Source organism: Vibrio sp. TMPB1044, assembly GCF_030442075.1.
Lineage (GTDB): Bacteria > Pseudomonadota > Gammaproteobacteria > Enterobacterales > Vibrionaceae > Vibrio > Vibrio satsumensis.
In genome coordinates this window covers 38,265-51,763 of sequence record NZ_JAUJED010000020.1, presented here as the reverse complement: position 1 = coordinate 51,763, position 13,499 = coordinate 38,265, and the positions used below count along the sequence as shown (strand labels likewise).

Here is a 13,499-nt window from a genome sequence, read left to right as displayed (position 1 = left end):
ATGACTCTTTACTTCATAGGTATTGATGGCGGCGGTACATCTTGTCGAGCTCGAATCCGAGATGACCAAGGCACACTCATTGGTGAAGCGAAAAGTGGCAGTGCTAACATCCTTTTAGGTGTCGATGTTGCAATGAGCTCAATTATTGATGCCATTACAAAAGCGGCACAACAAGGGCAACTAAACTCAAACCATTTTTCAAATATGCATGTTGGCCTAGCTCTGGCTGGTGCTGAGCAAAAATCAGCATGGCTCGACTTCATGGCACAAGCACACCCTTTCGCAAGCATGACATTAAATACCGACGCTTATGGTGCCTGCATTGGGGCTCACAATGGCCAAGAAGGAGCAATCATGATTGGCGGAACTGGCTCATGCGGCATCTACCTGCAAGATGGTGAGCAGCACGTGGTTGGCGGTCGTGAATTCCCAATTTCAGATCAAGGCGGCGGCGCGGTTATGGGCCTTCGCTTGATGCAACAAGTTCTGCTTGCTGAAGATGGCATTCGCAACAAGACACCACTCACTCAACACGTGATGAACCACTTTGGCAATGATGTTGATGCCATCGTCGAATGGTCCAAAGGCGCGATTCCAAAAGACTACGGTCAATTCTCGCCAGTGATTTTTCAACTCGCTAACGAGGGCGATGAGCTAGCTATCGAGATGCTCAAGCAAACCGCAGCTGATATCGAAATGTTTGTGCTAGCACTTCATCGTAAAGGTGCGGATAAGGTATGCCTGATGGGCAGTATCGCTGAGCGCATTCTCAACTGGCTATCACCACCAGTACAACAATGGATCGTTGAACCTCAATTTGACGCTATCGAAGGCGCATTGATGTTTGCCGGTAAACCACAACACAACTTGTATCAACAGGCTTAGCAGGGAAGTTATATGAACTATCGCATCGACTTAGCTGTTCTCTCTGAACAAAAAAATAACTGCCGATTTGGCCTTACGGTACATAACTTAAGTGATCTTGATGTAACAGATTGGTCACTGCATTTTGCGTTTGATCGATTCATCCTTCAAGAGAGTCTGTCGCAGGGCGAACTGACTCAAGTTGGCAGTTTTTGTTCGTTCAAACCAAGTTCGTCAGTGTTAAAGGCGAACAACCATTACTACCTTGAATTCAGCATTCAAAGCGCCCCATTCCGTTTTTATTCTGACGGTCTAAACGATGCCTTTATCCAAACGCATCACCAAGGCGAAACCTCAGTACTGCCAGTTGCGATATCACCCATTGTTCTGGCGTCACCATACCGTGAACGCAATCAGACACCTGAAGTGAACGCTGCTGAGATGGCATTAATTCCTCAGCCTAATCAGATCGAACTTCAGCAAGGTAGCTTCGCGCTAAATAGCGACTGCAGAATTGAGGTTCAATCTCATCTTGCCGATATGGCCGCCTCTTGGTTCCTGCAAGAATTGCTCTCTACCTTTGAGTTGGCTCTTTCAAACGCGCTTTCAGCTGAACTTTCAAAAGACGAAAGTGGCGACATTCTATTTCGTAGCAATCCGACATTGGACGAAGCCGAATACAAGCTAGCGATCACTGAGCAGCAAGTTATCGTAGAATCCGGCAGTCAATCAGGCTTCACCCATGCCGTCGCTAGCTTAATCCAATTGGTTCAACAACAAGATGCTGAGCACTTCTCTGTGCCATGTTGCAAAGTCGCCGATCAACCTCGCTTCAAATACCGCGGAATGATGCTGGACTGTGCACGTCACTTCCACTCTGTGGAGCAAGTGAAGCGCTTAATCAATCAACTAGCGCACTACAAATTCAACGTTTTTCATTGGCACCTAACCGATGATGAAGGTTGGAGAATCGAGATCAAGAGCCTACCTCAGCTAACTGAAGTCGGCGCATGGCGTGGACCTGACCATGCATTAGAACCGCAATACACCCACATTGCGGATAACTATGGCGGCTTCTATACGCAACAACAGGTTCGTGAAGTCATTGAATACGCAGAGCAGCGTAGCATCACGGTTATCCCTGAGATTGACATCCCAGGACACTGTCGCGCTGCGATTAAGTCACTGCCTGACATGCTAGTAGAGCAAGCAGACACCACACAATACAAGAGTATTCAGCACTACAACGACAACGTGCTAAATCCAGGTTTGCCAGGTACTTATCAGTTCCTAGATGCTGTGATTGAAGAAGTCGCAGAACTTTTCCCGAGCGAATTGATCCACATGGGCGCAGATGAAGTACCACCGGGCGTTTGGACCAACAGCCCTGCAGCTCAAGCACTGATGAAAGAGCACCAGTACCAAGACAGCAAAGACTTGCAAGGTCACCTGTTCCGCTATGCCGAAAATAAACTCAAGCAACTAGGCAAACGCATGGTGGGCTGGGAAGAAGCACAGCACGGCGACAAGGTAAGCAAAGAGACCATCATCTACTCGTGGCTCAGCGAAGAAGCCGCTGTCAATTGTGCTCGCCAAGGCTTTGATGTGGTACTGCAACCGGCACAATTTACTTATCTCGACATGACCCAAGATTATGCACCGGAAGAGCCGGGCGTAGATTGGGCTGCCGTTATCCCATTAGAACAAGCTTATACCTACGAAGCACTTGCTGAGATATCCGACACCGACCCAATTCGTAAGCGGATTCGCGGAATTCAGTGTGCTCTATGGTGTGAGATCGTCACCAACCAAAAGCGTATGGATTACATGGTATTCCCAAGAATTAGCGCTTTAGCTGAAGGATGTTGGACACATAAAAACAACCGAAACTGGCTAGATTACCTATCTCGCCTAAAGGGGCATCTGCCATTACTCGACAGACTCAATGTTGATTATCGCAACCCTTGGAAAGCTAAATAAAACAAACCAAAGCGACACTCACATCGAGTGATTGCTGACTCAAATTAAGGTGCTCAGTCAGATACGACTCAGCATCACTATTTAAAAATTAGCTGCATAGATGCAGTTTGTTAAAAAGGAAATGACAATGAAATACGGCTATTTCGATAACGACAATCGCGAATACGTCATCACTCGCCCTGATGTACCAGCACCTTGGACCAACTACCTAGGTACTGAAAAGTTTTGTACCGTGATTTCACACAATGCAGGCGGTTACTCGTTCTACAATTCTCCGGAATACAACCGTGTTACTAAGTTCCGTCCAAACGGCACATTTGACCGTCCAGGACACTATGTTTACCTACGTGATGATGAGACAGGTGATTACTGGTCTATCTCTTGGCAGCCAGTGGCAAAGAGCCTCGATGAAGCGAACTACGAAGTTCGTCACGGCCTGTCATACTCAAAGTTCAAATGTGAGTACAGCGGTATTACCGCAACGAAGACGCTATTCGTACCTAAAGGTGAAGATGCAGAAGTTTGGGACGTTGTACTAAAGAACAACACTGATAAGCCACGTACTATCAGCACTTTCTCGTTTGTTGAGTTCTCTTTCAGTCATATTCAATCAGATAACCAAAACCATCAGATGTCTTTGTACTCTGCGGGCACGTCTTACCAAGAAGGTGTTCTGGAATACGATCTGTACTACAACACTAACGACTTTGAAGGCTTCTACTACCTAGCTTCAACTTTCTCGCCAGACAGCTACGATGGCCAGCGTGACAACTTCCTTGGCATGTATCGTGATGAAGCGAACCCAATTGCAGTTGAAAACGGTAAATGTTCTAACAGCGCTCAAACCTGTTACAACCACTGTGGTTCTCTGCATAAACAATTCACGATTCAACCAGGTGAAGAAGTTCGCTTTGCGTACGTACTAGGTATCGGTAAAGGGAACGGCGAGCGCCTACGTGAGAAATACCAAGACACTGCAAATGTCGATGCAGCGTTCCAAGGTATCAAAGATCACTGGGACGAGCGTTGCAACAAATTCCAAGTTAAGTCTCCGAACGAAGGCTTAGACACCATGATCAACACGTGGACGCTATACCAAGCCGAAACCTGTGTGGTTTGGTCGCGCTTTGCATCATTCATCGAAGTTGGTGGCCGTACTGGCCTTGGTTACCGTGATACTGCGCAAGATGCTATCTCAGTACCTCATGCCAACCCACAAATGACCAAGAAGCGTATTATCGACCTGCTTCGCGGCCAAGTGAAAGCGGGCTACGGTCTTCACTTGTTCGATCCTGACTGGTTCGATCCAGAGAAAGCCGACGTTGAGCCATCAAAATCACCAACGGTTGTTCCAACACCGTCAGATGACGACAAGATCCACGGCATTGAAGACACCTGTTCTGATGATCACCTATGGATCGTACCAACCATCATCAAATACGTAATGGAAACTGGCGAGCACGACTTCTTTGACGAAGTGATTCCTTACGCAGACGGTGGTGAAGCAACGGTTTACGAACACATGAAAGCCGCACTGAACTTCTCTGCAGAATACGTTGGTCAAACGGGGATCTGTAAGGGTCTTCGCGCAGACTGGAATGACTGCTTGAACCTTGGTGGTGGTGAGTCATCAATGGTTTCGTTCCTTCACTTCTGGGCGCTACAAGAATTCTTAGACCTTGCTAAGTTCCGCAATAACGATGCTGATGTTGCTAAATACACAGAAATGGCAGCGAACGTACGTGAAGCGTGTGAAACACACCTTTGGGATGACGAAGGCGGTTGGTACATCCGTGGTCTAACCAAAAATGGTGACAAGATCGGTACTGCTCAACAAGCTGAAGGTCGTGTACACCTTGAGTCAAACACACTAGCAGTTCTGTCTGGTGCGGTTTCTCAAGAGCGTGGTGAAAAAGCGATGGATGCAGTGGATGAGAACCTATTCTCTGAATACGGCCTACACCTAAACTCTCCATCATTCGCAACACCAAACGATGACATCGGCTTCGTAACTCGCGTTTACCAAGGCGTAAAAGAGAACGGCGCAATCTTCTCTCACCCTAACCCATGGGCTTGGGTAGCAGAAGCGAAGCTAGGTCGTGGTGACCGTGCGATGAAGTTCTACGATGCACTTAACCCGTACAACCAAAACGACATGATTGAAACACGTTACGCAGAACCATACTCGTACGTGCAGTTCATCATGGGTAAAGATCACCAAGACCATGGCCGTGCAAACCACCCTTGGTTAACGGGTACTTCTGGTTGGGCTTACTTCGCGGTAACTAACTTCATTCTTGGTGTTCGTACCGGCTTTGAAGGCCTAACGGTTGATCCATGTATCCCGACTGATTGGCCAGAGTTCGAGGTTACTCGCCAATGGCGTGGCGCAACTTACAACATCACGGTGCAAAACCCGAATGCAGTAAGCAAAGGCGTTGCTTCTATCACTATCAATGGTGAGTCAGTTGAAGGTGCAATCCCAGTACAAGCAGAAGGCAGCGTGAACGACGTTGTCGTTGTTCTAGGCTAGTCACTCAATTTAACGAACAGCTCTTGTCTCAAGTCTTTACAGGCTTGAGACAATGAGACTAAAAGGATTTTCTAATGATTAAATTTGGTACAGGTGGCTGGCGCGCTTTCATTGGTGAAGAGTTCACCAGAGAGAACGTTCGCTTAGTAGCGCAAGCGCTCGCTAACATCATTAACAACGAAGATGCAGCCAAGAATGGTTTTGTGATCGGTTATGACCGTCGTTTCCTTTCAGATAAAGCGGCATGCTGGTTTGCAGAAGTATTGGCAGCGAATAACATCAAAGTAAGCTTCATTGATAAATTCGTTCCAACACCTATCGTGATGTTCCAAGCAAAAGAGATGGGGTGTACCTACTCAGCGTGTATTACCGCTTCTCACAACCCAGCAGACTACAACGGTATCAAGGTGTTCATTGAAGGTGGTCGTGATGCTGACGAGATCATCACCGAGAAGATCGAACAGCAAATCGCAACCCTAACTAACGAAGACGTTATCCGTGTCGATTTCGAACAAGCGTTAAATGACAAAGAGATCGAGATCATCAATCCGATGAACGACTTTGTGGATTCGATCATCAACTTTATTGATATCGATTCGATCAAGAAAGCCAACCTACGTGTGCTTATCGACCCTATGTTTGGCGTAGCAAAAAATGCTCTGCAAACAGTACTGATTAACGGTCGCTGTGATGTCGATGTCATCAACGATGGCAAAAACCCAGATTTTGGTGGCTTGATGCCATCGCCAAATGCCGCAACGCTCTATCGCTTGAAGCACTTAGTAGCCGCTGAAGGTTATGACATCGGTATCGGTACCGATGGCGATGCCGACCGCTTAGGCATTATCGATGAGAAAGGTCACTTCATTCATCCTAACGAAGTGTTATTGCTGCTTTACTACTACTTACTGAAATACAAAGGTTGGAAGGGCTCTGTCGTGCGTAACATCGCAACCACACACCTGCTAGATAAAGTGGCGGCTGATCACGGCGAGAAGAGCTTTGAGGTTCCGGTAGGCTTTAAACATATCAGCTCGCAAATGGAAGCCGATGACTCACTGATTGGTGGAGAAAGCTCAGGTGGTTTAACCATTCGTGGTCACATCAAAGGTAAAGACGGCGTATTTGCTTCTAGCTTGCTGGTTGAAATGATCAGCGTGACGGGCAAAAAGCTGTCTGAACTGCTTGATGAGATCTATTCCAAATACGGCTATGCCTACACCGCTGAAGGCGACTGCAAGTTTAAGCCTTCAGAGAAAGAAGCACTCTACACCAAGATCTATGTAGAGAAGCAACTGCCTGAATTTGAATACGAAATTGAAAAAGTCAGCTATGAAGATGGTGCCAAGGTGTACTTCAAGAATGGCGGCTGGGTAATTGCTCGCTTCTCAGGAACAGAGCCGTTACTACGAATCTTCGCAGAAATGGAAGATAAAGACACTGCAGAACGTGTTCTTCAAAAAGTGAAAGACTTCCTCTCTCTATAGGCTTATAGAGTGCAGCAGTTTTGTATGGGATTTAACAAATCACTGCCTTGTTAAAGCCTATAGGTGAAGAACTCTTGCCCAGTACTTTAATTAAAGTGCTGGGCTTTTTTATCGTGATTCTTGTAACGATTAGTATCGTGTTGTATCCCTTTAAAAAGCCAACACGCCTTTGGTATCGACTTTTACGTTTACTGGCATACCCACTTCAAGCGCTTCTGATGAGGTTGCCAACAACTTCTGACCATGAGCTTCAATAACATAGCGACAGTGGTCTCCCATAAATTGCTGTTCTAGCACTGAAATAGCGCTGTCTTGCTCATAACTTGCTTGGATCTGCTGTGGTCTTAGTAACAACGAACATTCCGATCCCACTTCAATCTGAGTTTGTGCTTTAGCTTCTATCAGGCCTAAGCTTGTTTCAAATTCATTTCCTGAAATACGCTGTGCATTCAGATAACTGCCACCACCCAGGAAATCAGCAACGAACTTACTCGAAGGGTGGAAATACAACTCAGATGCCGAACCATACTGTTCAATCACACCATGGTTCATTACAGCCATCTTATCTGCGAAAGCAAATGCCTCTTCGCGACTATGAGTCACAAAAATAGCGGTAACACCCTGCTTCTTAAAGATCTTACGAATTTGAGAAATCAGCTCATGACGAACTTGAGTATCGATGTTCGAGAATGGTTCATCTAACAACAGTAAGTCAGGTTTGTATGCCAAAGATCGGGCAATCGCAACACGCTGTTGTTGACCACCAGAAAGTTGATGTGGGTATCGGTCACCGAACTCATCTAAATGAACCAGTTCCAACATCTCTTGAACTTTCTCTTTCTTTTGTTGCTCAGAGAGCTCTTTAAGGCCAAAGCCAACATTCTGGTTTACCGTCAAGTGCGGAAACAGGGCGTAATCTTGGAAAATCATACCTATGTTTCGTTGCTCAGGTGGCAACCAATTATCGCTGTCATCGATAGTTTGACAGTTCAGGCTCATTACACCGCTACTCAATGGAAGTAGACCGGCAATCGCCTTAAGTAAGGTGGTTTTTCCGCAGCCACTAGCACCAAGAAGACAAACAATTTCACCATGCTCTACTTCTAACGAGAGCGCTTCCAAGATAGTTTGCGACTCATATTTACAAGTCAGATCTTTAATTGATAATGCACAACTCATTAGTGTTTCTGCTCCAAAGAACGGTTTACGATGATCAGAGGAATTAAACCCACCAACACCAATAATACAGCAGGCATTGCCGCCAATTCTAGGTGCTCATCTGAGGCATAGTTATAAACGTAAGTCGCCAATGTTTCGAAATTGAAAGGACGTAGCAACAATGCCGCATTCAACTCTTTCATTGATTCGATAAACACCAGTAAACCTGCGATCAACGCACCGCGTTTAATCAAAGGTAAATGAACACGACGTAACATCTGGTTGGTATTGCAACCCATAGTTTTAGAAGCCATATCCAATGAAGGAGAGATTTTACTCAAGCTACTTTCAACACTGCCAATCGCCACGGCAGAGAAACGCACGACCATCGCAAAAATAAGCGCAAACATAGAGCCAGAGAAAATCAGCCCCGGGCGCCCCCACTCCATCACTTTCGCAATATCATTGACTAAGTGATCCATAAACAGCACAGGCACCATCACACCAATAGCCAACACGGTGCCTGGAACGGCATAGCCCATCGAAGCGAGACGCATATAAGCCTGATTTTTCTTACTCGGGCTAACACGTTGATTGAAGTTAACAATCATCGCTACAATTACACCAATAATTGCCGCTACCACCGACACATAAAGGCTGTTAACCGCATACTCTCTGAATTCAGGCGTCCAACTTTGTGCAAAGTATTTGTAGGCATAGATCATCAACTGGCCTAGAGGGAATAAGAATGCAACGCACACTAATCCCCAGCACCAAAATAGTGCCAACCACTTCTTCCAACCGGACAGGTCGTAACGAAAGTCTTCACGACTGCTGAATTGATTCTGGAACAGTTTCTGTTTACGACGACTGTAGCGCTCTGAACTCAACAGTAGGATCACGATAACCAGCATAATTGCCGATATTTTCGCAGCAGCCGTTAAACTTGAGTAACCTAACCAGGTATCGTAAACCGCTGTCGTTAAGGTGTTGACTGCAAAGTAACTCACGGTACCAAAGTCACCAATGGTTTCCATTGCAACAAGCGATAGACCTACGGCCATTGATGGGCGAACAAGTGGCAACGAGATACGACGAAAACTTTCCCAAGGTGAGCATTTTAGCAACCGAGCTGATTGCAGTAAGGAGACGTTTTGCTCCATAAATGCCGCTCGGCACAGCAAGTAAACATAAGGATAGAGAACGAGAGACAGAACAATAATAGCACCAGATAAGGTTCTAATATCCGGGAACCAATACTCACCAGGTCCCCACTCAGTAAGATTTCGCAGTAGAACTTGAACAGGGCCAGCAAAGTCGAACCAATCGGTAAAAATATACCCGACAATATAGCCTGGCATTGCTAATGGCAGTACCAGCGCCCATTGCAAAACCCGCTCGCCCGGTATACGGCACATTGCCATAATCCAAGCAGACGGAATACCAAAAACCAAAGACAGGAACATGGTTCCGATGACTAAAACCACCGTATTGTAAGCATAGGTGGGCATCACTGTGGACATCAGATGAGAAAATAGCTCATCTGTTTCTCCAACAGCCGTCGTAAAAATCGCTAAGATCGGTAAAACCAGCAAGACAGCAATGACGCCGCTACTGGTGTTCCATAAATAATTCTTTTCTTTCATCGCCTAACTACAACGAGGCTTAATGAAACACAAATGCATTTGCAAATACATCTCATATCCTTTTAATGGTGGGGTTATTTATACCCATATACTGTAACGACTTCAAGGTGAGATGCTCATAACTCAAGGGATCAACAGCTAGCTTTGTATCAAAAAGTGATTTTCCAAAAACAAACAACCTCAAGTGACCGAAAATGGTGACTTGAGGTTGTCATTTTACTTGGGCCGAAGCCTACAGTAATAAATTAAAGATCAAACTTAACTTCGTCTAATAGTTTGATTGCTGCTGCGTGATGGTCAGCAATTTGGTCTAGAGAAATTGTATCTGCTTTGAATTCACCCCATGAAGCAACAAGCTCAGAAGGTTTAACATCAGCTTTCACTGGGTATTCATAGTTCACTTCTGCGTACATGCTTTGTGCTGTGTTACCCGATAGGAATTCCATTAGCTTAACGGCATTCTCTTCGTTTGGAGAGTATTTAGCCATTGCCATACCAGAGATATTCACGTGAGTACCCGTTGTCTCTTGGTTAGGGAAGTTAATGTAAACAGCGTCAGCCCAAGCTTTTTGCTCTTTATCGTTAACCATCTTGCCTAGGTAGTAGCTGTTACCAAGAGCAACATCACATAGGCCTTCTTTAATCGCTTTAACTTGTGCGCGATCGTTGCCTTGAGGCTTGCGTGCTAGGTTAGCTTTTACGCCTTCTAGCCACTCTTTCGTTTCAGCTTCACCTTTGTGAGCTATCATCGAAGATACTAGAGAAACATTGTATGGGTGCTTACCGCTACGCGTACAGATCTTGCCTTTAAATTCAGGCTTAGTTAGATCTTCGTAAGTAAACTCCTCTCCTAGACGACCAACACGGTCACGAGAAGAGTAAACGCTACGTGTACGTGTTGTTAGAGCGAACCACTCATTGTTTGTATCTTGGTATTGAGCAGGAATATTCTTTTCAAGAACTTCGCTTTCAACAGACTGAACTAAACCTTGTTTAGTTAGCTCAGATAGACGACTGATGTCTACAGTTAACACTACGTCTGCAGGGCTGTATTCGCCTTCTTGAGCTAACTTTTCTGCTAAACCTTTTTTAGCAAACTTAACGTTTACTTTAATGCCAGTCTCTTTTGTGAACTCCTTGAACATTGGTTCAACTAGGAAAGGTTGACGGTAAGAGTATACGTTCACTTCTTCCGCAGCCATTGCAGCAGGGGCAATGACACTACACGCTAGAGCTGAAAGTGTTAGCAGTTTTTTCATGGTAAAATCCTTTATATCGAAATGATAATCTATATCAGTTGCGTTATTATATTCATCAGTAACACAATTACAATGATGTCCGACAAAAAAATTGTTCGCTCTGCGTCATCAGCCTCGCACTTTTGTAACAATTCATTTCAAAGTGACCGCTTATTCTTGCGAAGAGTTGCCGGCTAGCTCGGTTTATCTACATCAATCAAAACTACTCGACCATTAATAACAAAACCCCACAACCAATGGCTATGGGGTTTGCTTTGTCCTGCCTAACCCGTTCAGATTAGACAAATACTATTGATTATTTTACTGATACAAATTCTGGGTAAGCGCCGACACCACAATCGTGCATGTCCATACCTTCTAGCTCTTCATCTTCACTAACACGAATACCGATTGTTGCTTTAAGCACTGCCCATACCGCTAGGCTCGCACCGAATACCCATGCGAAGATTACGGCAGCACCCAATAGTTGAGCACTAAACGTTGCGTCAGTATTACTCAGTGGCACTGCCATTAGACCGAAGAAACCACACACACCGTGCACTGAGATAGCACCAACTGGATCATCAATCTTAGCTTTATCTAAAGCGATGATGCTGAACACAACCAATGCGCCAGATACCGAACCAATTGCTACTGCGAATAGAGGTGATGGTGATAGAGGGTCTGCAGTGATTGCTACTAGGCCAGCTAACGCACCGTTAAGAATCATTGTTAGGTCTGCTTTGCCCCAAGTCGTTTTACATACTAGTAGTGCTGCGATTGCGCCTGCTGCAGCTGCTGCGTTGGTGTTAAGGAAGATTTGACCCACTGCTGTCGCGTTCTCGAAATCTGAAACCATCAGTTGAGAACCACCGTTGAAACCGAACCAACCAAACCAAAGAATAAATGTACCTAGTGTTGCAAGCGGCATGTTTGAACCAGGAATCGGGTAGATTTCACCGTTCTTACCGTATTTACCTTTACGAGCACCAAGTAGTAGAACACCAGCTAATGCAGCTGCTGCACCGGCCATATGTACAATACCCGAACCTGCAAAGTCACTGAAACCCGCTTCTGATAGGAAACCACCGCCCCAAGTCCAGTAACCTTCAACTGGGTAAATGAATGCTGTTAGTACTACCGAGAAGATAAGGAACGACCAAAGTTTCATACGCTCAGCAACTGCACCAGATACCACCGACATTGCAGTTGCAACGAATACTACCTGGAAGAAGAAGTCTGATTCTAGAGAGTGGTCTGCGCCTTCACCTTGAGTACCAATCAGAGTACCGAATGATGGCAACCAACCGCCTTCGCCGTTGTCGACATACATGATGTTGTAACCAACCACTAAGAACGCTGTACAAGCAATTGCGTACAAGCAGATGTTCTTAGTTAAAATTTCAGTGGTGTTCTTTGAACGAACTAGGCCAGCTTCTAACATTGCGAAGCCTGCTGCCATCCACATTACCAACGCACCTGAAATGAGGAAGAAAAAAGTGTCTAGTGCGTAACGTAGTTCCGTTACTGTTGTTGTAAGTTCCATATTAAAGTCTCCAGTCCTTGTAATTCTTTAAAGTGCTTCAGCATCCATTTCACCAGTACGGATTCGTACGGCTTGGCTTAGGTCATACACAAAAATTTTGCCGTCGCCGATTTTTCCGGTATGTGCCGCTTGGCTAATCGCTTCAACAACTCGGTCAACATTTTCAGCTTGGGTAGCAATCTCTAGCTTCACCTTTGGTAGGAAGTCCACTTGGTACTCTGCACCACGATACAATTCAGTGTGTCCCTTCTGACGACCAAAGCCTTTCACTTCAGAAACAGTCATACCTTCAATACCCACATCAGAGAGCGCTTCGCGTACATCGTCTAATTTGAATGGCTTAACAATGGCATTTATTAATTTCATATTCTTTCCTTAAATTCTTACTTAATCCGTTAATTCTCTTATAACAATCCAAGTAGCGTGCCAAAACATTAAGCACTTGATTTAAAACAACATATACATAATAGGACTATAAAAACGAAAAAGGCCGCACCAATATGGTGCGGCCTTTTCACTATCTTAATGCGTAATGCTCTTACTTGCTCCAGTTTTGGGCAACGGAGCCTTCAAAGCTCAGAATGGCTAACAGATAAGTGTTAGAAACTAGTAACCTAAAAAATCCATCCAGCGTTCGATGAGTAGTTCAAAGTCATCGATTCCACAGCTTGCTTGGCTTTCACAGTTATAGAAGTCGAACTCACTGCCCTCTTCCATTTCTTGCTCATGCGCTAACACGTTTTCTTGAATCGTTACTTCATCTTCATTAATCGCTAGGCTGATCTCTTTGCCAAGCAGGGTCACTTCATTGCTCAGATCCTGTCGAGATTGCTCAATAAGCGCCATCACATGATCTAATTTCAGCTTATCTTTACCAATCTCTTCTTGTAGCCAACGGCCAACGATCTCATGCCCCATACTGCATTTCACGTAGTACTCACCCATCAAAGTGTTTCTAGTAAATTCGAATTCCATAGTGGCTCCACGCAGTGACTGCTGACAGGGTTAAAAATGAGGCGAGAGTATATAGCGAAGTCATCAAGAGAT

At 45.2% G+C, this 13,499-nt stretch carries 10 protein-coding genes; 4 read left to right on the top strand and 6 right to left on the bottom strand.

Features of this window, described 5'->3' with window-relative positions; translation table 11 throughout:
- The 4 genes from QQ041_RS13885 (at position 1) to QQ041_RS13870 (ending at position 6,864) form a co-directional block, all read left to right on the top strand.
- Entirely contained in the window at positions 1 to 885 is an 885-nt protein-coding gene (locus QQ041_RS13885) for an N-acetylglucosamine kinase (protein WP_285954251.1), read from the top strand.
- Positions 886 to 897: 12 nt separating this feature from the next.
- Positions 898 to 2,844, top strand: a complete 1,947-nt coding sequence (locus QQ041_RS13880; protein WP_285954250.1) for a beta-N-acetylhexosaminidase — start codon at positions 898 to 900, stop codon at positions 2,842 to 2,844.
- A 127-nt stretch (positions 2,845 to 2,971) separates the two neighbouring features.
- On the top strand, positions 2,972 to 5,377 hold the full coding sequence (locus tag QQ041_RS13875; RefSeq protein ID WP_017066806.1) for a N,N'-diacetylchitobiose phosphorylase: 2,406 nt from the start codon (positions 2,972 to 2,974) through the stop codon (positions 5,375 to 5,377).
- A 74-nt stretch (positions 5,378 to 5,451) separates the two neighbouring features.
- Complete coding sequence (locus QQ041_RS13870; protein ID WP_285954249.1) at positions 5,452 to 6,864, top strand: phosphoglucomutase/phosphomannomutase family protein; 1,413 nt, start codon at positions 5,452 to 5,454, stop codon at positions 6,862 to 6,864.
- A gap of 150 nt (positions 6,865 to 7,014) precedes the next feature.
- On the opposite strand, the gene QQ041_RS13865 is transcribed toward QQ041_RS13870, so the two are convergent.
- From QQ041_RS13865 to QQ041_RS13840, 6 genes are all read right to left on the bottom strand, one after another.
- Positions 7,015 to 8,043, bottom strand: a complete 1,029-nt coding sequence (locus tag QQ041_RS13865) for an ABC transporter ATP-binding protein (RefSeq protein WP_285954248.1) — start codon at positions 8,041 to 8,043, stop codon at positions 7,015 to 7,017.
- A complete protein-coding gene (locus QQ041_RS13860) occupies positions 8,043 to 9,668 on the bottom strand; it encodes an iron ABC transporter permease (RefSeq protein WP_285954247.1) in 1,626 nt (541 codons plus the stop codon). The genes QQ041_RS13865 and QQ041_RS13860 overlap by 1 nt, the downstream gene beginning before the upstream one ends.
- Positions 9,669 to 9,913: 245 nt before the next feature.
- Complete coding sequence (locus tag QQ041_RS13855) at positions 9,914 to 10,927, bottom strand: Fe(3+) ABC transporter substrate-binding protein (protein WP_048658180.1); 1,014 nt, start codon at positions 10,925 to 10,927, stop codon at positions 9,914 to 9,916.
- 295 nt (positions 10,928 to 11,222) lie between these two features.
- Entirely contained in the window at positions 11,223 to 12,452 is a 1,230-nt protein-coding gene (locus tag QQ041_RS13850) for an ammonium transporter (protein ID WP_146490638.1), read from the bottom strand.
- Positions 12,453 to 12,479: 27 nt separating this feature from the next.
- A complete protein-coding gene (gene glnK / locus QQ041_RS13845) occupies positions 12,480 to 12,818 on the bottom strand; it encodes a P-II family nitrogen regulator (RefSeq protein ID WP_004738200.1) in 339 nt (112 codons plus the stop codon).
- Positions 12,819 to 13,058: 240 nt separating this feature from the next.
- Positions 13,059 to 13,427 carry a YacL family protein gene (locus tag QQ041_RS13840; protein ID WP_285954246.1) on the bottom strand — a complete coding sequence of 123 codons (369 nt, stop codon included), beginning with the start codon at positions 13,425 to 13,427 and terminating at the stop codon, positions 13,059 to 13,061.
- Positions 13,428 to 13,499: the final 72 nt, after the last annotated feature.

Excerpts from the sequence above, each read along its gene's own strand:
- QQ041_RS13850 (WP_146490638.1), bottom strand. The coding sequence starts at position 12,452 with ATGGAACTTACAACAACAGTAACGGAACTACGTTACGCACTAGACACT.
- QQ041_RS13855 (WP_048658180.1), bottom strand. The coding sequence starts at position 10,927 with ATGAAAAAACTGCTAACACTTTCAGCTCTAGCGTGTAGTGTCATTGCC.
- QQ041_RS13870 (WP_285954249.1), top strand. The coding sequence starts at position 5,452 with ATGATTAAATTTGGTACAGGTGGCTGGCGCGCTTTCATTGGTGAAGAG.
- QQ041_RS13875 (WP_017066806.1), top strand. The coding sequence starts at position 2,972 with ATGAAATACGGCTATTTCGATAACGACAATCGCGAATACGTCATCACT.
- glnK (WP_004738200.1), bottom strand. The coding sequence starts at position 12,818 with ATGAAATTAATAAATGCCATTGTTAAGCCATTCAAATTAGACGATGTA.
- QQ041_RS13880 (WP_285954250.1), top strand. The coding sequence starts at position 898 with ATGAACTATCGCATCGACTTAGCTGTTCTCTCTGAACAAAAAAATAAC.
- QQ041_RS13885 (WP_285954251.1), top strand. The coding sequence starts at position 1 with ATGACTCTTTACTTCATAGGTATTGATGGCGGCGGTACATCTTGTCGA.
- QQ041_RS13860 (WP_285954247.1), bottom strand. The coding sequence starts at position 9,668 with ATGAAAGAAAAGAATTATTTATGGAACACCAGTAGCGGCGTCATTGCT.
- QQ041_RS13840 (WP_285954246.1), bottom strand. The coding sequence starts at position 13,427 with ATGGAATTCGAATTTACTAGAAACACTTTGATGGGTGAGTACTACGTG.
- QQ041_RS13865 (WP_285954248.1), bottom strand. The coding sequence starts at position 8,043 with ATGAGTTGTGCATTATCAATTAAAGATCTGACTTGTAAATATGAGTCG.